The organism is Mycolicibacterium palauense (assembly GCF_002592005.1).
In the GTDB taxonomy this organism is placed as follows: Bacteria; Actinomycetota; Actinomycetes; order Mycobacteriales; family Mycobacteriaceae; genus Mycobacterium; species Mycobacterium palauense.
In genome coordinates, this window is the sequence record NZ_NVQF01000001.1 from 46,559 (window position 1) to 65,236 (window position 18,678).

23 protein-coding genes are annotated in these 18,678 nt (G+C 70.1%); 14 read left to right on the forward strand and 9 right to left on the reverse strand.

Features of this window, described 5'->3' with window-relative positions:
- Positions 1-21 precede the first annotated feature (21 nt).
- The 4 genes from CSR00_RS00240 (at position 22) to CSR00_RS00255 (ending at position 2,380) form a co-directional block, all read left to right on the forward strand.
- Positions 22-339: a hypothetical protein gene (locus CSR00_RS00240; RefSeq protein WP_099020389.1), complete on the forward strand. Its 318-nt coding sequence runs from the start codon at positions 22-24 to the stop codon at positions 337-339.
- A 19-nt stretch (positions 340-358) separates the two neighbouring features.
- Positions 359-1,348, forward strand: a complete 990-nt coding sequence (locus CSR00_RS00245; RefSeq protein WP_099020390.1) for a malate dehydrogenase — start codon at positions 359-361, stop codon at positions 1,346-1,348.
- Positions 1,349-1,609: 261 nt separating this feature from the next.
- Positions 1,610-1,948: a PASTA domain-containing protein gene (locus CSR00_RS00250; protein ID WP_141564203.1), complete on the forward strand. Its 339-nt coding sequence runs from the start codon at positions 1,610-1,612 to the stop codon at positions 1,946-1,948.
- Positions 1,949-2,050: 102 nt separating this feature from the next.
- Positions 2,051-2,380: a PASTA domain-containing protein gene (locus CSR00_RS00255; RefSeq protein WP_141564204.1), complete on the forward strand. Its 330-nt coding sequence runs from the start codon at positions 2,051-2,053 to the stop codon at positions 2,378-2,380.
- An 11-nt stretch (positions 2,381-2,391) separates the two neighbouring features.
- Here the strand turns inward: CSR00_RS00255 and CSR00_RS00260 are convergent, their stop codons facing one another.
- Positions 2,392-2,943 (reverse strand): nucleotidyltransferase family protein, encoded by a 552-nt coding sequence (locus CSR00_RS00260; protein WP_099020393.1) that lies wholly within the window; start codon positions 2,941-2,943, stop codon positions 2,392-2,394.
- 34 nt (positions 2,944-2,977) lie between these two features.
- Between CSR00_RS00260 and CSR00_RS00265 the strand changes: the two genes are divergently transcribed.
- From CSR00_RS00265 to CSR00_RS00280, 4 genes are all read left to right on the forward strand, one after another.
- Entirely contained in the window at positions 2,978-4,876 is a 1,899-nt protein-coding gene (locus tag CSR00_RS00265) for a PbuX/PucJ/PucK family nucleobase permease (RefSeq protein ID WP_099020394.1), read from the forward strand.
- Complete coding sequence (gene uraD / locus CSR00_RS00270; RefSeq protein WP_099020395.1) at positions 4,873-5,388, forward strand: 2-oxo-4-hydroxy-4-carboxy-5-ureidoimidazoline decarboxylase; 516 nt, start codon at positions 4,873-4,875, stop codon at positions 5,386-5,388. The genes CSR00_RS00265 and uraD overlap by 4 nt, the downstream gene beginning before the upstream one ends.
- Before the next feature lie 30 nt (positions 5,389-5,418).
- Positions 5,419-5,742, forward strand: coding sequence for a hydroxyisourate hydrolase (gene uraH / locus CSR00_RS00275; protein WP_099020396.1), 324 nt, complete (start codon positions 5,419-5,421; stop codon positions 5,740-5,742).
- A gap of 208 nt (positions 5,743-5,950) precedes the next feature.
- A complete protein-coding gene (locus CSR00_RS00280) occupies positions 5,951-6,421 on the forward strand; it encodes an STAS domain-containing protein (protein WP_141564205.1) in 471 nt (156 codons plus the stop codon).
- Here CSR00_RS00280 and CSR00_RS00285 read toward each other — a convergent pair.
- Positions 6,377-7,165, reverse strand: coding sequence for an RNA polymerase sigma factor SigF (locus CSR00_RS00285; protein ID WP_099020398.1), 789 nt, complete (start codon positions 7,163-7,165; stop codon positions 6,377-6,379). The two genes, CSR00_RS00280 and CSR00_RS00285, sit on opposite strands and share 45 nt — an antisense overlap.
- Positions 7,162-7,599: an ATP-binding protein gene (locus tag CSR00_RS00290; RefSeq protein ID WP_099020399.1), complete on the reverse strand. Its 438-nt coding sequence runs from the start codon at positions 7,597-7,599 to the stop codon at positions 7,162-7,164. Before CSR00_RS00290 ends, CSR00_RS00285 begins: the two co-directional genes overlap by 4 nt.
- 320 nt (positions 7,600-7,919) lie before the next feature.
- Here CSR00_RS00290 and CSR00_RS00295 point away from each other — a divergent pair, with 320 nt between their 5' ends.
- Both CSR00_RS00295 and mbp1 read left to right on the forward strand, forming a co-directional pair.
- Positions 7,920-8,120, forward strand: coding sequence for a hypothetical protein (locus CSR00_RS00295; protein WP_141564206.1), 201 nt, complete (start codon positions 7,920-7,922; stop codon positions 8,118-8,120).
- Positions 8,121-8,483: 363 nt separating this feature from the next.
- On the forward strand, positions 8,484-8,723 hold the full coding sequence (mbp1, locus tag CSR00_RS00300; protein WP_099020494.1) for a microaggregate-binding protein 1: 240 nt from the start codon (positions 8,484-8,486) through the stop codon (positions 8,721-8,723).
- 78 nt (positions 8,724-8,801) lie between these two features.
- On the opposite strand, the gene CSR00_RS00305 is transcribed toward mbp1, so the two are convergent.
- The 4 genes from CSR00_RS00305 to CSR00_RS00320 all read right to left on the reverse strand — a co-directional run bounded on the left by CSR00_RS00305 (position 8,802) and on the right by CSR00_RS00320 (position 11,246).
- Positions 8,802-9,770, reverse strand: coding sequence for a ribosomal RNA small subunit methyltransferase A (locus CSR00_RS00305; protein ID WP_099020401.1), 969 nt, complete (start codon positions 9,768-9,770; stop codon positions 8,802-8,804).
- Positions 9,771-10,000: 230 nt separating this feature from the next.
- The gene (locus CSR00_RS00310) at positions 10,001-10,387 is read right to left on the reverse strand and encodes a hypothetical protein (RefSeq protein ID WP_099020402.1); all 387 of its coding nucleotides are present in this window, start codon (positions 10,385-10,387) and stop codon (positions 10,001-10,003) included.
- A gap of 86 nt (positions 10,388-10,473) precedes the next feature.
- Positions 10,474-10,812, reverse strand: coding sequence for an ArsR/SmtB family transcription factor (locus tag CSR00_RS00315; RefSeq protein WP_245905752.1), 339 nt, complete (start codon positions 10,810-10,812; stop codon positions 10,474-10,476).
- On the reverse strand, positions 10,809-11,246 hold the full coding sequence (locus tag CSR00_RS00320) for an SRPBCC family protein (RefSeq protein WP_099020404.1): 438 nt from the start codon (positions 11,244-11,246) through the stop codon (positions 10,809-10,811). Before CSR00_RS00320 ends, CSR00_RS00315 begins: the two co-directional genes overlap by 4 nt.
- Positions 11,247-11,382: 136 nt before the next feature.
- Between CSR00_RS00320 and CSR00_RS00325 the strand changes: the two genes are divergently transcribed.
- Positions 11,383-12,216: an FAD binding domain-containing protein gene (locus CSR00_RS00325; protein WP_099020495.1), complete on the forward strand. Its 834-nt coding sequence runs from the start codon at positions 11,383-11,385 to the stop codon at positions 12,214-12,216.
- Entirely contained in the window at positions 12,213-14,924 is a 2,712-nt protein-coding gene (locus CSR00_RS00330) for a molybdopterin-dependent oxidoreductase (protein WP_099020405.1), read from the forward strand. The genes CSR00_RS00325 and CSR00_RS00330 overlap by 4 nt, the downstream gene beginning before the upstream one ends.
- On the opposite strand, the gene CSR00_RS00335 is transcribed toward CSR00_RS00330, so the two are convergent.
- A complete protein-coding gene (locus CSR00_RS00335; RefSeq protein ID WP_099020496.1) occupies positions 14,908-15,540 on the reverse strand; it encodes a TIGR03085 family metal-binding protein in 633 nt (210 codons plus the stop codon). The two genes, CSR00_RS00330 and CSR00_RS00335, sit on opposite strands and share 17 nt — an antisense overlap.
- Before the next feature lie 161 nt (positions 15,541-15,701).
- On the opposite strand from CSR00_RS00335, the gene CSR00_RS00340 reads away from it, so the two are divergent.
- The gene (locus CSR00_RS00340) at positions 15,702-16,595 is read left to right on the forward strand and encodes a type IV toxin-antitoxin system AbiEi family antitoxin (RefSeq protein ID WP_099020406.1); all 894 of its coding nucleotides are present in this window, start codon (positions 15,702-15,704) and stop codon (positions 16,593-16,595) included.
- 71 nt (positions 16,596-16,666) lie between these two features.
- The gene (locus tag CSR00_RS00345) at positions 16,667-17,230 is read left to right on the forward strand and encodes a restriction endonuclease (protein WP_099020407.1); all 564 of its coding nucleotides are present in this window, start codon (positions 16,667-16,669) and stop codon (positions 17,228-17,230) included.
- Here the strand turns inward: CSR00_RS00345 and lat are convergent.
- Positions 17,223-18,590 (reverse strand): L-lysine 6-transaminase, encoded by a 1,368-nt coding sequence (gene lat / locus CSR00_RS00350; RefSeq protein WP_099020408.1) that lies wholly within the window; start codon positions 18,588-18,590, stop codon positions 17,223-17,225. The genes CSR00_RS00345 and lat overlap by 8 nt on opposite strands.
- Positions 18,591-18,678 lie beyond the last annotated feature (88 nt).

Genomic DNA, 18,678 nt, shown 5'->3' on the forward strand with positions numbered 1-18,678 from the left:
CCGCGAGCACCCGTCGACACAGTGGAACCCGTCGAGATCAACGCCGGGACCTGGTACCTGCGCGCACTGCGGGCCGACGAACGCATCGACGACAGCTCGGCGCTGGCCGAGCTCGGCGAGCGCGATCCCGCCTATATCGACCACCGCACGGCCCAATGGGACTCGGACACGCTGTACTCCTGGGCTGTGTGCGAACCCACTACGGGTGAGCTGCTCGCCGAGGTGACGCTCGACCCGGGCACTGGGATCATCGAGGTACGCACCCGACCGGGCCACGAGGCCACCCGGCAGGCGGCCGACACGGTGCGCCGCTTCGCCGCATCGCTGGGAATTCTCTAAGGGAACGGAGCCCACCCGCATGACACAGCCCCCCGTCGTCGTCACCGTCACCGGAGCAGCGGGACAGATCGGCTACGCCGGGCTGTTCCGCATCGCCGCCGGCGCCATGCTCGGCCACGACACCCCGGTGGTGCTTCGCCTGCTGGAACTGCCCAGCGCCGTGCACGCCGCCGAAGGGGTGGTGATGGAGCTCGAAGACGGCGCCTTCCCACTGCTGGTGCGCACCGAGATCCACGACGATCCGGTCAAGGCGTTCGACGGCACCAACGTTGCGCTGCTGGTGGGCGCGAAGCCTCGAACCAAGGGCATGGAGCGCGCGGACCTGCTCGGCGCCAACGCCCAGATCTTCGCCACCGCCGGCAAGGCGCTCAACGAGGGCGCGGCCGCCGACGTGCGGGTCCTGGTGGTCGGCAATCCCGCCAACACCAACGCCCTGGTCGCCGCCGCTCATGCCCCCGATATCCCCACCGACCGGTTCAACGCCCTCACCCGCCTCGACCACAACCGCGCCATCGCCGCGCTGTCGCGTCGATCGCAGGTCCCCGTGGCCCAGATCTCGCGGATCACGATCTGGGGGAACCACTCGCCGACCCAGTACCCCGACATCTTCCACGCCATCGTCGGGGATCGCTCGGGTGCCGACTACGCCGCCGACACGCAGTGGCTGACCGAGGAGTTCATCCCGACCGTCGCCCGCCGCGGCACCGCCATCATCGACGCCCGCGGAGCCAGCTCGGCGGCCTCGGCGGCCAACGGCGCCATCGACCACATCGACGACTGGCTGCACGGCACGCCCGAGGGCAACTGGACGTCGGTGGCGCTGCCCTCGCCCGGCGCCTACGGCGTCGATGAGGGGCTGGTGTGCTCGTTCCCGTGCCGCTCGGTCGGCGGCGAGTGGCAGATCGTCGAAGGCCTCGACATCAACGAATTCTCCCGGACCCGCATCGACGCCTCGGTGGCCGAACTGCGAGCCGAACGGGACGCGGTCGCCGCGCTAGGTTTGCTCTGAGATCACGGTTTGGGTCGGTCACAAGAAGGCTCTTCGCGTCTTCAATATGACTGTTTAGCTACCGTCTCGGCGAAGTGATGCATCTGCGAATAGTTACTTGGATCCCGCCGCTAGAATGAACCGGCATGCTTAGGGAGGGAAATGAGCACGAAATCCGGCAATCACGGGATTGACTTGGGCGGCGTAATCCCGACGAATACGATTCGGTTCCGCCGAAACCGCACATCTGGGGGGAATGGACGCCGCAAAGGACCCACGACAATGCGGACCGCCGCGGTTCTTTTCATGGCTTCGTTCCTGCTGGCCGGGACGGTCGGCCTTCCGTCGGCAGCGGCGGCCACCCCGTCGTTCACGATGCCGGACGTGCGCGATATGAGCCTGTATCGGGCGCAAAAAGTGATCCAAGCCGCGGCGGGCAACGTGAAGGTGCAATTCGTCACCAGGAACCTCAAGGGCTATCCCCAGGACCAGATCAACCTGACGAACTGGGACGTCTGCCGGTCCTCCCCCGGCCCCGGTGGCACGGCCAGGCAGAGAAACGCGAAGACTCCCGCGCGGGTCGTTCTGCTGGTCGTGCGGCCCACCGAGGGCTGCCGCTGAGCTTCCGCGGCCCGCCAAGCCAACGATCCACCGACTTTCGAGACGACCCGCGGTGCGCGTTGTACCGTCGGGGGTCCGTCGACGAAGTGGGAGGTTCACCGAGTGTCCAGGCGCAATTCGACGATTGCCGGCGCCTTTTCTGCGCTGCTGGCCGCGATGATCGCGTTCGCCGGCCAGGCGCACGCGGCTCCGGCATGGGAGATGCCCGGCGTCACCGGCAGCAACCTCGAGAACGCAGCACAGGCAATACACTCGCTCGACGGCGCGAACCTGAGGATCATCCCCAGCATCGTCGACGGATACTCCCAAGAGATCCACAACCTCACCAACTGGATGGTCTGCTGGCAGGTGCCGAAAGCGGGCGTGGAAGTCAAGGAGAATCGGAGGGTCTACGTCGGCATCGCGCGGCCCAACTCCGTGTCCGGGTGCTGAGCCGGCTTACCCTACCCGCGATCCACATCCACCCCCGACGCCAGGTCGCCGCACTCGACGCTGACCACGTCGTCGCGGGTTCCTAGGAACTCCCGGGCTCCCCGGTCCCCGGCCAGCGACGCCAGCACCGTGGGCCAGTGCCGGCGCGCGATCACGACGGGATGGCCGGGATGCCCGCGGTACGCGGCCCGGGCGATCCCGGACGGGGCGGCCGACGCAGCCTGCAGGACCCGGGCCACCACACCGGCGCCGATGTCGGGGGTGTCGACCAGCTGGATGACGGCGTAGTCGCCGTCGCCGGCCTCGATCGCCGACAGCCCGGCGCGCAGCGAGGCGCTCATCCCCGAGGCCCAATCCTCGGCGATCACCGTCCGGGCCGGTGCGGGCACGTCGACGACGGCGGCCCCCAACACCACCACCACTTCCCCGCAGCCACCCCCGGTCAGCGCGCCGACGGCACGCCGCAACCACTCCCCCTCGGCGGCAAGCACTTTGGGCATGCCGAAGCGCGTCCCGGCGCCCGCGGCCAGCACGATCCCCGCAGCTCGCACCCGCTTCGACATGCGAACATTGTCATCTGGGGCGATTCTTAGGTCCATGTCGGCTCCGACCCTCACCCCCAAGCGCGTGCACCCGGTCGACGAGGTGCTGCCGTTGCCCAAGCTGGCGACCTACGGCTTCCAGCACGTCGTCGCGTTCTACGCCGGCGCCGTCCTGGTGCCGATCATCATCGCCGGGGCCATCGACCTGCCACCGGAAGACCTGGTCAAGCTGATCACGGCCGACCTGTTCACCTGCGGCATCGCCTCCATCATCCAGGCCGTCGGGTTCTGGAAGGTCGGGGTGCGGCTGCCGCTGCTGCAGGGCGTGACCTTCGCCGGGGTCTCCCCCATCATCGCGATCGGTCTGGCCCACGGCGGTGGCGCGCCCAGCCTGCTCTACGTCTACGGCGCGGTGATCGTCGCGGGCATCTTCACGTTCCTGATCGCCCCGATCTTCATCAAGCTGCTGCGATTCTTCCCGCCGGTGGTCACCGGCACCCTCATCACCATCATCGGGCTGTGCCTGGTGCCCGTCGGCGCCCACGACGCGGTCACCAACCCGCACACCGGCGAGGTCGACCCCACCAACATCCGCTGGTTCCTCTACGCGCTGGGCACCGTCGCGATCATCGTCGCCATCCAGCGCCTGTTCCGCGGCTTCCTGGCCACCATCGCCGTGCTGTTGGGCCTGGTCATCGGGTGCGCGGTCGCGTTCGCGCTCGGCGACATGAACTTCGCCAAGGTCGGCGAGGCCTCCGCGGTGGGCTTCACCCCGCCGTTCCTGTTCGGCATGCCCAAGTTCGACTTCGTGGCCTGCCTGACCATGATCATCGTGCTGATGATCACCGCGGTGGAGTCCACCGGCAGCACCTACGCCACCGGCGAGATCGTCGGCAAGCGCATCAAGGCCTCCGACATCGGCAACGTGCTGCGCGCCGACGGCCTGGCCACCGTCATCGGCGGCGTCTTCAACTCCTTCCCCTACACCGCGTTCTCCGAGAACGTCGGCCTGGTCCGGCTGACCGGGGTGAAGAGCCGCTGGGTGGTGGCCGCCGCCGGCGGGTTCATGATCCTGCTGGGCTTCCTGCCCAAGGTGGCCGCGATCGTGGCCTCCATACCCGGCCCGGTGCTGGGCGGTGCGGCGCTGACCCTGTTCGCCACCGTCGCCGTCGTCGGCATCCAGACCCTGGGCAAGGTCGACTTCACCGACCACCGCAATCTCATCATCGTCACCACCAGCCTGGCGTTGGCGCTGTGGGTGACCGCCTACCCCGACATCGCCCAGGGCATGCCCTCGGGTATCGACCTGATCTTCGGCAGCGGCATCAGCATCGGCGCCGTCAGCGCGATCCTGCTCAACATCGTGTTCTTCCACACCGGCTCGCACGGCCCGCGGGTGGCCGGCGGCGGCTCGATCAGCCTCGACGAGGTCAACGCGATGACCAGGGAACGCTTCACCGAGGTGTTCGGCCACGTCGTGCAGGATGTGCCGTGGGCCATCGACCGGGCCTTCGACCAGCGCCCGTTCACCGACACCCGCGCGCTGCGGGAGGCCTTCCAGGACGCGGTGCTCACGGGCTCCTCCGAGCAGCAGTCCGAGCTGCTCAACGCCTTCCACGACCTGGGCGCCGAGGACGAGACCGGGCACGCGCTGGCCGTCGACCACACCGCGCTGTCCAACCTCGACGAGGACGACCACAACGACGTCGTCGAGCTGGCCAGCGCCTACCGGGAGCACTTCGGGTTCCCGCTGATCATCTGCGCCCGGGAAACCGAGCGCTTCGACCGGGTGCTGCGCAACGGCTGGTCGCGGATGGACAACCCGCCGGCCACCGAAAAGGCGTTCGCGCTGATCGAGGCGGCCAAGATCGCCAACTACCGGTTCGAGGATCTGGTCGCCGACGCCAACCCGATCGCCTCGGCGCGGTTCAGCCGGCTCAACGAGGTGCAGTGAGCACCCAGGGGGCCCTCGGACTGGACGGCTTCAACGCACTGAGCGACCGTCAGCGCATGCACCTGCTGTTCGGGGTGTGCTCCTCGACGATCTGGGCCCGCCGGGTGCTGGCCGGCGCGCCGTTCCGGGACGTCGAGGCGCTGCTCGACCGTGCCGACCGGGTGCTGGCCGAGCTGCCCGACGCCGAGATCGACGCCGCCCTCGACGGGCACCCCCGCATCGGCGCCCGGGCCGACAACCCCTCGTCGGCCCGGGAACAGGCCCGGGTCGCCGACGCCGGCGACGACGTGCGCGCCGCGCTGGCCGAGAAGAACCGCGAGTACGACGACAAGTTCGGCTACGTGTACCTGGTGTGCGCCAGCGGCCGCTCCGCCGAGGAACTGCTCGACATCCTCACCGAGCGGCTGGGCAACGACCCCGAGACCGAACGCCGGGTGATGCGCATGGAGCTGGCCAAGATCAACCGGCTGCGCCTGCAACGGCTGCTCAGCGAACCACCGGCGGACGTGTGAGCGGCGCGCGGGTCGGGGCATGATCGCCTGATGACACATCTGTCCACCCACGTGCTCGACGCGGTGACCGGCGCGCCCGCCGCGGGCGTGGCGGTCACCCTCACCGACGGCGCGGGCACCGTGGTGAACGCCGCGCACACCGACGACGACGGGCGCATCGCCGGGCTGGCCCCCGGGGAGCTGTCCGGGACATACCGGCTGCGGTTCGACACCGGCGCCTACTTCACCGCCCGGGGCGTCACCGGTTTCTACCCCGAGGTGGTCATCACCTTCGAGGTCACCGACCCCGGGGGTCGCTACCATGTGCCGCTGTTGCTCTCCCCCTACGCCTACTCGACCTACCGGGGTAGTTGACCGCGGACGATTGTCGGCCGGGCACCGAGGGGCGTAAGGTCAAGACAGGTTGAGTTCACAGCCGCCGTAACCGGAAACGTCACCGGCGGTGAGCCTCAGGCCTACTTCGCTCACGTTGAGGGGCCGAGTTCCCTCCCCGCCGTATGGGCTTTGAACACCCGACGTGACCCACGGAACGAATAACGCTATTCGACTGATGGAGTCGCACATGTCCTCACCGACCTCGACAACCACGACAACCGCCGGCTCGGGCCGACAGGTCGTCACCTGTCACCGAATCTCTTGTCACAGTGCCGAACTGGCCGTGCGCGAGCTCGCCGACTACACGCTGATCAGTGCCGTCGGCGATATCGACGCCGTCAACGCCACGGACCTGGCGGACTGCGCACGCGCCGCGGCGGGGCGTGGCACCGATCTTCTGCTCGACCTGCGGCACCTGAAGTTCTTCGGCATCGAGGGGTTCCGCGCGCTGGAGGGCATCGACGGCGCCTGCGGTGACGCCGGCGTGCGGTGGGCGATGGTGACCAGTCCCGCCGTCACGAGGGTGCTGCGGGTGTGCGACCGGGACGGCGCGCTTCCGGCCGCCGAGGATCTGCGGACCGCCCACGGGCTGCTGCACCGCCGGCGGGCACCCTCACTGAAGCTGGTCGCGCAGGCGCCCCAACGCGCGGGCCAGTAGCCGCGAGACGTGCATCTGCGAGACGCCGATGCGCTCGGCGATCTGCGTCTGGGTCAGCGATTCGAAGAACCGCAGCACCACCACCGCACGCTCGCGCTCGGGCAGCGATTCCAGCAGCGGACGCAGCGCCTCCCGGTTCTCGATCTGGTCGAGCGAGGTGTCCACGTCGCCGAGTGTGTCGGCGATCGCGGGCGCGTCCTCGTTGCCGCCGCCCCCGCTGTCGATGGACAGCGTGTTGTAGGAGCTGCCGGCGACCAGGCCCTCGACCACCTCGTCACGGTCCATGTCCAGCTCTTCGGCCAGTTCGGTGGCGGTGGGCGCCCGGCCCAGCCGTTGTGAGAGCTCCGCGGTGGCGCCGCCCAGCCGCAGATGGAGTTCCTTGAGCCGGCGCGGCACCTTCACCGACCAACTGTTGTCGCGGAAGTGCCGGCGGACCTCGCCCATGATCGTCGGGACCGCGAAGGACACGAAGTCCGATCCGGCGTCGACGTCGAAGCGGATCACCGCGTTGACCAGGCCGACCCGGGCGACCTGCACCAGATCGTCGCGCGGTTCGCCGCGGCCGTCGAAGCGACGGGCGATGTGGTCGGCCAGCGGTAGGCAGCGTTCGACGATGGTGTCGCGCTGTCGCTGGTGGGCGGTCGACCCCTCGTCGAGATCCGCCAACTTCCGGAACATCTCCGGCACGTCGGCGTATTCAGAACTCGATCGTGAGGACGATCCGCGGGACGCGGGGGGTGTCACCTGGCAGGACTCACGCGTCTCGTCGTCAGCGAGATGCCGAACACCGGGGAAGGCCCGTCGAGCTCGGCGCCGTCGCGGAAGGTCTGCACGTCGTCGGTCAGCGACGTCAGCACGTGCCAGCTGAAACTGCCCGGTGTCAGGATGTCTTCCTCGTCGCTGGACGCCGACACGGTGATCACCAGCTCGTCCGGGCGCGGGTCGATCACCAGCACCAGCGCCGACTGCGGCGCGGCGCAGCGGATGAGCCGCGTGCAAGCCTCGTCGACGGCGAGCCGCAGGTCGGCCACGGCGTCGAGATCGAGGTCCTCGAAGGTTCCCATGGCCCCGATCAGGGTGCGCACCACCGCGAGATTCTCCAGCTGAGCGGCGATGCGGATTTCGACGGCCCTCGCACCGTCGGTGCGCACGTGGTCGGGGCTGTCAGCGTCGGACATATGCGGGCCTCCCGGCGGTATCGGACCGAGACTACCCCAGCGCCGTGGGCGACCGATCATCACGACGGCCCCGACGGAGGCAGCTCCCGCCGAGGCACGCTGCGCGCACCCGCCGGGTTCGGGGACCGGCGCGGACCTGCCCCCGGCTCGGGCAGGTCGATACGCTCATCCGGGGTGAGCAAACGGCTCGGGTAAGTCATCAGCAACGTCATCGTGTCGCAGACATACCCCGTCGACGACCGGCGCAAAACCCCGGCCGCCCACCTGTGCCCAACGATCTGCCCACCCACGCGATCGGCACGTTGAGTAGGCTGCAGGGCATGCACGGCAGTGATGCGACCCCCGACGACGTTCCCATCGAGGTGCCCGCCGACGACGCCGCCGAGCAGTTACAGCCCGGCAGCGCCGAGGACACCGACACCGAGGTCCCCTCGGGTGCGCTCCCGCTGGAAAGCGACCCCGCCGACTGGCAGGAACAGCAGCTGGTCGTGGAGGGCTCCGACGAGGACGAGCACCGCTGAGGCGGTGACGGCGGCTTCCGGCCCGGCACCGGCCGCCGACGCCGATGTGACCATCGACACCGGCGCGCCCACGGGACACCGCGTTTGAGTTCGGCACCGGCGGGGAAATCCTGCAGGCGTGGGACGCCAACGGTCCCACCATCGAGGAGGCGGGGAGGCCGAGTCCCTCTGTCGAGGACGACGATCCCCACGACGACCTGCGCGAGCAGGGCGACTCCAGGAGAAGGCAGCCCGCTCTGACGGGACATCTGGCAGCTCAAGAAGTGGGCGAAAGAGGCTGGCGTGCGCGGCCATTCGGCCGCGGACCGCTCGACCCCTTCTCCGGCATCGGTGAAAGACCCAGCCATTCCCTGAGAGGTGGACATGACCGACGACAAGAACAGCGGACCCGAAGAGGCCGTCAAGGGCGTTGTCGAGGACGTGAAGGGCAAGGCCAAGGAGGCCGTCGGAACGGTCACCGGCCGCGACGACATGGTCCAGGAGGGCAAGGTCCAGCAGGACAAGGCCGAGGCCCAGCGCAACGCGGCAGAGAAGGAGGCCGAGGCCGACGCTGCACGCGCCGGCGCGGAGGCCGCCGAGAAGCGCCAGGAGAACTACCAGTAGGCGCCAGGAGCCGTCGGCTCTCACCAACCGGAATCGGCGGGTGCGCGGGATGCGCGCCCGCCGAGTTCGTCTCCGGGTCTAGCTTGCCGTGCGGTGCCGGTGACCGCCCGACGGGACGGAGACGCCGACCGGGACCGCACCCCCGCCACCCCAGGCGGTCGTGCGGTGCTCCCCCGGCTCGCTGGCCTCCAGGGTTTCCCACCGCCGCTGCAGTCGGACGAAGTCCTCGATGTCGAGGGTCTCGGCGGGGCGTGCCGGATCGATGCTGGCGGCCAGCAGCCTGCGCGCCGACTCCGCGCCGCAGCCGGCCCACTGTGCGAACGCGGTACGGGCCGAGCGGCGCCGGTGTGAGAAGGCGATGTCGATCAGCTCGAACACCGACCGGCGGAACGCGTCGTCGCTGGGCCAGGGCCGGGCGGGCTTGCGGTCCAACCGCGCCAGCGCGTACCCGGCACGGGGCCGCGGCGACAACTCGGAGGGCGACACCGCCGCGGAGTTACGGATCCGCCCGAAGAACGCCAGTTTGAGGGCCAGCGGCTCGTGGTCGGTGCCCGATCCGGGCAGCAGGTGCGACACCGCGCGCGACTGCCCGAGCAGGATCACCGAACGCACCGTCGGGAAACGGCCCAGCAGCGTGGGCAGGACATCCACGTCGTGGGCCCCGGGGAAGTTGGCCACGATGATCGTGGGCTGCGCCGGCAGATCCTCGGGTCTGAGCGCACCGGTATCGGCGTTGTAGACGGTCAGCCGGTGGATCTCGGAGTGGGTGTGGTCGGCGGCCACCACCGGAAGTTGTTGGGCCAGTTGATCATCGGACTCCACCGCGATCACCGAGGCGTGGCGCTCCAGCAGCCCGAGGGTGACGGTGCCCAGCCCGGCGCCGATCTCGAGCACGACATCGTCGGGTTTGGCGTGGGACTCGCGGGCGATGCGCCGCACGGTCTCGGCGTCGCGCACGAAGAACCGGTGCGGCGCCGAGTGCCGATCGGCGCGCGTTACTCGTTCCAGCTTCTTGACCTCGGCCGAGGTCAACAGGCGAACAGTCATCCGGACACCTCCACGAAGAACGCCCACCGCCCGGTTGCCCCGGACTCCACCGTTCCCGACCCGATCGCGGTGAGCCTTTACCGTGTGGTCAATTATGTCCCCGCTGTGAGTCGACTGTATGTCGTTTGCCGGAATTGGTGGTTAACACCCCAGGCTGGGCCGGCGGCGCTGCGCCGGACGCCGTCAGGAACTCAAGTTAACGCGTCAGTAAGAATTTGCCTGAACTGACATCAATTACCCAACGCCGGGCCGGCAAGGGCAGGAAACCCGAGGGTCAGGGTCAGCAACATCGCCGTCAGCAGGAACCACCCGGCACCCTGCCATCCCCACCAGATGCCGTCCTCCCGCCACACCCGGTAGGTGCGGACGAACGCATACAGTGCGCCCACCAGAAGGATCAGCGGGGTGCCCAGCCCCAGCACCATGCGCTGGGGCACCCCGCACGCGGCGGTATCCAGGTCGGAGGCGACCCCGCACGTGCTCACCCAGAGGGCGGCGACCACGAAGAACACCACCGCGGCCGCCGCGGTCCAGACCGCGAACCGGACGGCCGCGCCGACGCTGCCGCCGTCGCGGCCCAGGTGGTCGCCGGGAGCTCTCGGTTGCAGCCTTCGCATAGCCACCATTGTCCTCGTTGTCGGAGGGTGGTGGGGTTCCCGCCGAAAGACGCCGCCAAACCGGGGGTGACCTGGGCCGCGGCCGATCAGTCCGCGCCTTCGGCGATGCGCTTGATGGCGGCCAACCGGCGATCCCACTGCCGCCCGATCGCCTCCAGTTCACCGGCCAGTGCGCTCAGACGCGCCCCGAGCGCCCGGTAGCGGATTTCCCGGCCGTCCCGGAAGGACTCCACCAGACCGGCGTCGGCGAGCACCCCGAGATGCTTGGCGATGGCCTGCCGACTGACGGGCAACCGGCCGGCCAGCGCGCTGGCCGACAGGTCGGCGCGCCCGAGTTCGGTGAGAATCTGCCAGCGGGTCTCGTCGGCGAGCACGGCCAGTACGGAAGGCACGGGCGGCACGGCCGCACCACCGGTGCGGGTCACGAGGCCACCACTGCCTCGCAGAAGGCGACCAGCTCGGCCAGTTCGTTGCGCCATCCCTCGGCGTTGCCGTCGTGGGCGCCCCGCGGATCGTCGAGGTCTTCGAACCCGGTTTCGATCACGGTCAGCCGGGTGCCGCCGGCAATCTCCTCCAGCTCGAATCGCACCAGCGTCGAGTTGCCCGGGGCCGGGTCGACGCCGAAGTCCCGGGCCCACCGGTACACCAGGGTGCGGGGCTCGTCGACGCGTTCGACCCGCGCGTGGAAGTCACCGCCGTGTTCGCGCCACCCGAACACCGCTCGACCCCCTGGCCGGGCGTCGAACTCGGCGGTGTCGCCGAACCACAGCGCGATCTTGGCGGGGTCGGTCAGGGCGGCCCAGACCCGGCGGGCGGGGGCGTGGATCTCGACGGTGCGGGTGATGTCGAACTCGGACATGGGTTTCTCCTCGCGGCGACTCGAACTATGCAACTCCACGCTTGCACTTGGAGCCCGCAAATGCAACCCACGGATTGCAGACGGCTCGAATTCGCTGGACATGCGCCGTGGTGCGGCCTTGGCTAGCGTGGCGATCGTGGACCTCAACACCATCGGCACCGTCGACGTGCCGAGCCGGCGCGACGAGATCTGGCCGTTGCGCACCGGCGACGCGGTCCTGGCCGGCGGAACCTGGCTGTTCTCCGAACCGCAGCATCACCTCAGCCGGCTCGTCGACATCACGCGACTGGGGTGGGAGCCAATCCACCTGAGCGACAACGGTATCGAACTGGCCGCCACCTGCACGGTGGGCGAGGTCTCCGCGTTGTCCCCGCGGCTGCCCACCCTCCGCCCCGAATGGACCGCCGCCCCCCTGTTTCACCAGTGCTGCACCGCGCTGTTGGCCTCGTTCAAGATCTGGCGCACCGCCACCGTCGGCGGCAACATCTGCCTGTCCTTTCCCGCCGGGGCGATGATCTCCCTGGCCGCGACCCTCGATGCCACCCTGACCGTCTGGCGCCCGGACGGTTCGGACTACCGCATCCCCGTCACCGACTTCGTCACCGGCGCCGCCACCAACCGGCTCGGAGCGGGCGAGGTCCTCCGGTCGGTACACCTGCCCGCGGAGTCCCTGCGCGCGCAGACCGCGTTCCGCAAGCTCGCCCCCTCCCCACTGGGACGCTCCGGCGTCGTCGTGACCGGCCGCCGCTCATCCCCCGACGACGGCGGCCACTGCACCATCGTCATCACGGCGGCCACCGTGCGCCCGTGGGTGTTCCGGTTCCCGACCGTCCCCGACCCCGCGCAACTGCTTGCCGCCCATGCGGCCATTCCCGAACACGCCTGGACCGTCGACGCCCACGGTGATCCCGACTGGCGCCGGGCGGTCGCCCTGGTTCTGGCCGAACAGATCCGCACCGAGCTGCGATGAGTATCCGAGTCAACGGTGCCGAGCTGCCGGACCGGCCGCGGGCCGGCCAGTGCCTGCGCACCTTCCTGCGTGAGCACGGTCACTTCGAGGTCAAGAAGGGGTGCGACGCCGGTGACTGCGGCGCCTGCTCGGTGCTCGTCGACGGCGCGGCGGTGCACTCCTGCATCTATCCCGCCTACCGCGCAGACGGTCGGGACGTGACCACCGTGGCCGGGCTCGGCACCGCCGAGGATCTGCATCCGATGCAGCGGAAGTTTGTGGAGGCCGCGGGCTTTCAGTGTGGCTTCTGCACGGCGGGGATGGTCACCACCTGCTCGGCACTGAACGCCGACCAGCTCGCCGACCTGCCCCGCAACCTCAAGAACAACCTGTGCCGCTGCACCGGATACCGGGCTATCACCGACGCACTGGCCGGTCGCGCGAACACCGAGAAACCCGCGCAGGGGGCCGATGTCGGCCGCTCCATCGGCGCCCCCGCCGGCGTCCGCGTCGTCACCGGGACCGAGCCGTACACGATGGATTTCGCCCCACCCGGGCTGCTGCATCTGGCGGTGCTGGCCAGCCCGGTGGCCCACGCGCGGATCCGCGCGATCGACACCACCGCCGCGGCGGCCATGCCCGGGGTCCACCTGGTGCTCACCCACCACGACAGCCCGAGGGTGGCCTTCTCCACCGCCCGGCACGAGAGCCGGCTCGACGACCCCGACGACACCTACGTGCTCGACGACACCGTGCGTTTCGTCGGCCAGCGGGTCGCCGCCGTGGTCGCCGACGACATGGCCACCGCCGAACGCGCCTGCCGCGCCGTCGTCGTCGACTACGAGGAGTTGCCGGCGGTGTTCGACCCCGAGGCGGCGCGCCGGCCGGGGGCACCGCGGCTGCATGCCGACAAGAAGGCGGACGCGCGCATCGCCGACGCCTCCCGCAACGTCGTCGCCGAACTGCACGGCGGCATCGGCGATCTGCAGGACGGAGTGGCTGCCGCCCGCGCGGCCGGCGGGACGGTGGTCACCGGAACCTGGCAGACCCCCCGGATACAGCACGTCCACCTGGAGACCAAGGGCTGCACCGGTTGGCGAGATGATCAGGGCCGGTTGGTGATTCGCACCAGCTCGCAGGTGCCCTTCCTGGTCCGCGACGAACTGTGCCACCTGTTCGGCCTGAACCGCGACCAGGTGCACGTGTTCAGCAAACGTGTCGGCGGCGGCTTCGGCGCCAAGCAGGAGATGCTCGCCGAGGATCTGGTGGCCCTGGCGGTGCGGCGGCTGGGACGACCGGTGCGCCACGAGTTCAGCCGTGCCGAGGAGTTCACCCGGGCGCCCTGCCGCCACCCCTACCGGGTGACCGTCACCGCCGCCGCCGGGGCGGACGGAATCCTGACCGCCCTGGGTGTCGACGTGCTGATGGACGCCGGGGCCTACGGCAACCACAGCCCCGGGGTGATGTTCCACGGCTGCGGGGAATCCGTCGCCGTCTACCGCTGCCCGAACAAGCGGGTGGACGCCCAGGCGGTCTACACCAACAACGTGCCCTCCGGCGCGTTCCGCGGCTACGGGCTGGGCCAGATGATCTTCGCCATCGAGTCGGCCGTCGACGAGCTGGCCGCCGAGCTGGGCATCGACCCGTTCGAGATGCGCCGCCGCAACGTGGTGGTGCCGGGCGACGACTTCGTCGGCGCGCACGTCGAGCGCGACGACCTGACGTTCGGCAGCTACGGGCTCGACCAGTGTCTGGACCTCGTCGAATCGGCGCTGAGGCAGGGCAACGGCGCCGAAGCGCCCCCCGGCCGGCAGTGGCGGGTCGGCGACGGCATGGCGGTCGCGATGATCGCGACCATTCCGCCGCGCGGGCATTTCGCCGACGCGACGGTCACCGCCAACGGTGACGGGAGCTACACGCTGGCGGTGGGCACCGCGGAGTTCGGCAACGGCACCTCCACCGTGCACACCCAGATCGCCGCGACGGTCCTGGGCACCACCGCTGACCGGATCACGTTGCGCCAGTCCGACACCGACACCGGCGGGTACGACACCGGGGCGTTCGGGTCGGCCGGCACCGTGGTCGCCGGCCGCGCCGTGCAGTGGGCCTGCCGCGAACTGCGCCGGGAGCTGGTCAGCGCGGCCGGGGAACTGACCGGCACCGGCCCGGACGCCTGCGCACTGGGTGCACACGGCGTGCAGTGCGGGGACCGTTTCATCGACTTCGCCGAGCTGACCGCCGGCAGGACGTTCTCCGCCACGGCCCACCACGACGGCACCCCGCGCTCGGTGGCGTTCAACGTGCACGGGTTTCGGGTCGCGGTCAACACCGAGACCGGCGAAGTGGTGATCCTGCAGTCGGTGCAGGCCGCCGACGCCGGGCGGGTCATCAACCCGCAACAGTGCCGCGGCCAGGTGGAGGGTGGCGTCGCCCAGGCGATCGGCTCGGCGCTGTTCGAGGAGATGCTGGTCAAGGACGGTGTGGTCACCACCGCCACCCTGCGCGACTACCACATTCCGCAGCTGGCCGACGTTCCGGTGACCGACGTGCTCTTCGCCGACACCTACGACGAGCTGGGCCCGCTGGGGGCCAAGTCGATGAGCGAATCCCCCTACAACCCCGTGGCGCCGGCGCTGGCCAATGCGATCTTCGACGCGGCGGGGATCAGACTACGGCGGCTGCCGATGACTCCGGCGCGGGTCTGGCGGGCGGTCACAGACCGCGCTTAGCGCCGCGCGCTGCGGCCACCGCCTCGGCGGCCCCGGAGAACTCGACGCGCACCGCGTCACGGCCGAACTCCCAGAGCAGCAGCTCGGCGGGATCCCCGGTGATGACCACACCCTCACCGTCCTGGCCGCGTCCCGCGGTGGCAAGGGTCTGCCCGTCCGGGGTCTTCAGCGTCACCCGCACCGGCAGTTTCGCCAGCGCCACCCTGGCCAGCATGGGGATCGGGCGACGCACCGCGGCCAGCGTCTCGGCATCGAGTTCGCGGGGCTGCCAGTCCGCGGCGGCCCGGCGCAGATCCTCGTGGTGGACGAACATCTCGGTGGCGTTGACCAGCGGGTCCAGCAGCTTGAACGGCGAATACAACGGCGGCCCGGAAGCGACCTGCCCGACGAGTTCCTCCCACGGGGTTCCGGCGGCGATGCGATCCTGCACCTTCGCGGTGTAGCCCGCCAGCGGGGCGAACGCAATGCCCGGGGTGGCATCGAGGCGGCGTTCCCGCAGCACCAGATGGGCGGCCAGATCCTGGGCGGTCCACCCCTCACACAGGGTGGGGGCCTGCGGGCCAACGGCTTTGAGTGTCTCGACGAGTGCGGCCCGTTCACGCTGGGAAACTGTCATGTCCCCCATTCTGGACCCGGGGGCGAATCTCGCGGCATCGATTCAGACCTCAGACCGCCGTTAGGACGGACAACACCGGCCTGACGTCTGGGTCGACGCGGGCACGCAGCCTGTGGACGGCCGAACGCGCGACGCTGTGCGCGCTGGCACGCTGCTGCGCCATGGACAGGGTGTTCCTGGGCACCGAGGTACGCGCGGCGGGTCTGCTCACCCGGCACCAGCTCAGCAGCCGCTGCGTGCGGGTCTTTCCGGATGTGTACGCGCTCAAGGACCAACGACTGGGCCTGGCGGACCGCATCACCGCGGCCTGGCTGTGGTCGCGGCGGCGCGCGGTGGTCGGCGGGCTCGCCGCGGCGGCACTGCTGGGATCGCGGTGGGTGGACGAGGACGTCACGATCGAGCTGAACCACGTGAACAACAAGGCACCGCCCGGAATCATCGCCCGCAACCAGACGCTGCGCGCCGGCGAGGTGTTCCGGATGCGCGGCATTCCGGTGACGACGGCAGCGCGCACCGCGTTCGATCTGGGGCGCCACGGGCCCGCGGGGACGGCCGTCGCCAGGCTCGACGCCCTGATGAACGCCACCCACATCACCCGCGAGGAGATCGCCGAGGTGGCAGCGTGCCACCCGAATGTGCGGGGTGTGCGGCGTCTTGGCGCGGTGTTGGAGCGGGTCGACGCCGGGGCCCAATCACCCCGGGAGACATGGCTGCGGCTACTTCTCGTCGACGCCGGCTTTCCCCGTCCGCAGACGCAGATCCCGGTCCTCGGGCCCGATGGTCGGCCGCGGTACTTCCTCGACACCGGCTGGCCCGAGATCAAGGTCGCCGCCGAGTACGACGGGGACCATCACCGCACGGATCGGACGCAGTACAACGGTGACATCCTGCGTGCGGAGTACATCAGCGGGCAGGGCTGGATCGTGGTGCGGGTGGTCGCCGGCAACAGCCGCCGGGAGATCGTCGCCCGGGTGCGGCGGGCCTGGGCGCTGGCCGGGGCATCGATTCAGACCTCAGACCGCCGTTCGCGGGGAAACGGCCGGCACAGTGTCTGAATCGACGCCTGAATCGACGTCTGAATCGACGGCTCGACGGCCCTGTCGGTGCACCCGCCTACGATCTGGCCGTGACCCGGTGGAAGGTGTACGCGCTGCTCGGCGCGGTCGTGGCGATCGCCGCCTATGCCGCGGGCCTGTCACCGGTGAGCAGCGTGGCCGTCGGTGCCGGCACGCCGGCGCTGCTGCTCGCCGCGCCGCGGTTCGTCTCGGGCGCGCTGTCCGGGGCGTTCACCCCGTCGGCCGCCGAGGCCCGCGGCCCGACCGCCGAGATGACCGGCACCGAGTTCGAGGATTACGTGGCCCACGTCGCCCGCTCGTGCGGGGTGCCGGTGATCATGACCCCGCTGACCGGCGACTGGGGGGTGGACCTCATCGTCGGCAAGCGTCCGGACCGCATCGCGGTGCAGTGCAAGCGGGTGTCCCGCCCGGTCGGTCCCGGGGCCGTGCAGGAGGTTGTCGCCGGGGCGCCGATGCAGGACTGCAGCCGCACCATGGTGGTGTCCAATCAGGACTTCACCGCCGCGGCGCGCCGACTGGCCGAACGGCACGGGTGCACGCTCGTGGGCGGGCCGGACCTGCCCCGACTGAAGTCGACCCTGCGCCGGCTGACCGACCCGGAACGGCTCAGCTGAGCTGCGCGCGCAGCGCGTCGCGTACCGCCTCGACGGCGGCATCGACCTCCGCGCACGACACCGTCAAGGCCGGGCGGAACCGCACGCTGGTCTCGCCGCTGCCCAGCATCACCACCTGCGACTGCCACAGCCGCGCGATCAGCGCATCCCGCTGGGCCGCGGTGGGCAGGCTGAACGCGCACATCAACCCGCGTCCGCGGACGTCGAGCACGGTGGTGGGAAACTCCTCGGCCAGCTCGGCGAGCCGGCCCAGCAGATGACGCCCGACCGCGCCCGCGTGGGCGAACAGGTTCTCGGCCTCGATGGTCTCGAAGATGCGCCGGGCCCGCACCATGTCGGTCAGGTTGCCGCCCCAGGTGGAGTTGATCCGCGAACTGACCGCGAACACGTTGTCGGGTACCTCGTCGACACGCCCGCCGGCCATCACCCCGCACACCTGGGTCTTCTTCCCGAACGCGACGATGTCGGGGCGCACGCCGAGCTGCTGGTAGGCCCAGGCGGTGCCGGTGATCCCGCAGCCGGTCTGCACCTCGTCGAAGATCAGCAGGGCGTCGAACTCCTCGCACAGCGCCCGCATCGCGGCGAAGAACTGCGGCCGGAAATGCCGGTCGCCGCCCTCACCCTGGATCGGCTCGGCGATGAAGCAGGCGATGTCGTGCGGGTGGGCTTCGAACGCCGCGCGGGCCTGCCGCAGCGACTCGGCCTCGAGCGCCGCCATCGTGTCGGTGTCGGCGCCGGCGCGCAGGTAGGGCGCGTCGATGCGGGGCCAGTCGAACTTGGGAAACCGTGCGACCTTGGCCGGGTCGGTGTTGGTCAACGACAGCGTGTAGCCGCTGCGGCCGTGGAACGCGCCGCGCAGGTGCAGCACCCGGGTGCCCAGGGCGGGGTCGATGCCGCGGGACTCGTTGCGCCGGCTCTTCCAGTCGAAGGCCACCTTCAGCGCGTTCTCCACCGCCAGCGCGCCGCCGTCGACGAAGAACAGGTGCGGTAGCGCCGGGTCACCGAGCACCCGGGCGAAGGTGTCGGCGAAGCGGGCCATCGCCACGGTGTAGACGTCGGAGTTGCTCGGCTTGTTGACCGCAGCGGCGGCCAGCTCGGCCCGGAACGGGGCGTCGTCGGCCAGCGCGGGATGGTTCATGCCCAGCGCCGAGGACGCGAAGAAGGTGAACATGTCGAGGTAGCGACGGCCGGTCCGGGCGTCCACCAGATACGAGCCGCGCGAGCGTTCCAGGTCGAGGACGAGGTCCAGCCCGTCGGCCAGAATCCGCCGGGCCAGCACGGCATGGACGTCCTCGGGGGTCACGCCGGTGGCCAGGCCGTCAGGCCGAAGAGCGCTTTGATCTGGAATAACATCGGTCATATAGCCAGTATAGGGGAATTATTACTCCTACATTCAAACGTAGCGGGATATATTTCGGTGCCAAAAGGCCTCTGCGAGAGAACCAAGG

What these genes read in the sequence shown, in the direction of transcription:
- CSR00_RS00245 (WP_099020390.1), top strand. Translation starts at nt 359, where the DNA reads ATGACACAGCCCCCCGTCGTCGTCACCGTCACCGGAGCAGCGGGACAG.
- CSR00_RS00330 (WP_099020405.1), top strand. Translation starts at nt 12,213, where the DNA reads ATGAGTATCCGAGTCAACGGTGCCGAGCTGCCGGACCGGCCGCGGGCC.
- CSR00_RS00260 (WP_099020393.1), bottom strand. Translation starts at nt 2,943, where the DNA reads ATGTCGAAGCGGGTGCGAGCTGCGGGGATCGTGCTGGCCGCGGGCGCC.
- mbp1 (WP_099020494.1), top strand. Translation starts at nt 8,484, where the DNA reads ATGACCGACGACAAGAACAGCGGACCCGAAGAGGCCGTCAAGGGCGTT.
- CSR00_RS00305 (WP_099020401.1), bottom strand. Translation starts at nt 9,770, where the DNA reads ATGACTGTTCGCCTGTTGACCTCGGCCGAGGTCAAGAAGCTGGAACGA.
- CSR00_RS00280 (WP_141564205.1), top strand. Translation starts at nt 5,951, where the DNA reads ATGTCCTCACCGACCTCGACAACCACGACAACCGCCGGCTCGGGCCGA.
- CSR00_RS00310 (WP_099020402.1), bottom strand. Translation starts at nt 10,387, where the DNA reads ATGCGAAGGCTGCAACCGAGAGCTCCCGGCGACCACCTGGGCCGCGAC.
- CSR00_RS00340 (WP_099020406.1), top strand. Translation starts at nt 15,702, where the DNA reads ATGGACAGGGTGTTCCTGGGCACCGAGGTACGCGCGGCGGGTCTGCTC.
- CSR00_RS00290 (WP_099020399.1), bottom strand. Translation starts at nt 7,599, where the DNA reads ATGTCCGACGCTGACAGCCCCGACCACGTGCGCACCGACGGTGCGAGG.
- CSR00_RS00320 (WP_099020404.1), bottom strand. Translation starts at nt 11,246, where the DNA reads ATGTCCGAGTTCGACATCACCCGCACCGTCGAGATCCACGCCCCCGCC.
- lat (WP_099020408.1), bottom strand. Translation starts at nt 18,590, where the DNA reads ATGACCGATGTTATTCCAGATCAAAGCGCTCTTCGGCCTGACGGCCTG.
- CSR00_RS00250 (WP_141564203.1), top strand. Translation starts at nt 1,610, where the DNA reads ATGCGGACCGCCGCGGTTCTTTTCATGGCTTCGTTCCTGCTGGCCGGG.
- CSR00_RS00295 (WP_141564206.1), top strand. Translation starts at nt 7,920, where the DNA reads ATGCACGGCAGTGATGCGACCCCCGACGACGTTCCCATCGAGGTGCCC.
- CSR00_RS00265 (WP_099020394.1), top strand. Translation starts at nt 2,978, where the DNA reads ATGTCGGCTCCGACCCTCACCCCCAAGCGCGTGCACCCGGTCGACGAG.
- CSR00_RS00335 (WP_099020496.1), bottom strand. Translation starts at nt 15,540, where the DNA reads ATGACAGTTTCCCAGCGTGAACGGGCCGCACTCGTCGAGACACTCAAA.
- uraH (WP_099020396.1), top strand. Translation starts at nt 5,419, where the DNA reads ATGACACATCTGTCCACCCACGTGCTCGACGCGGTGACCGGCGCGCCC.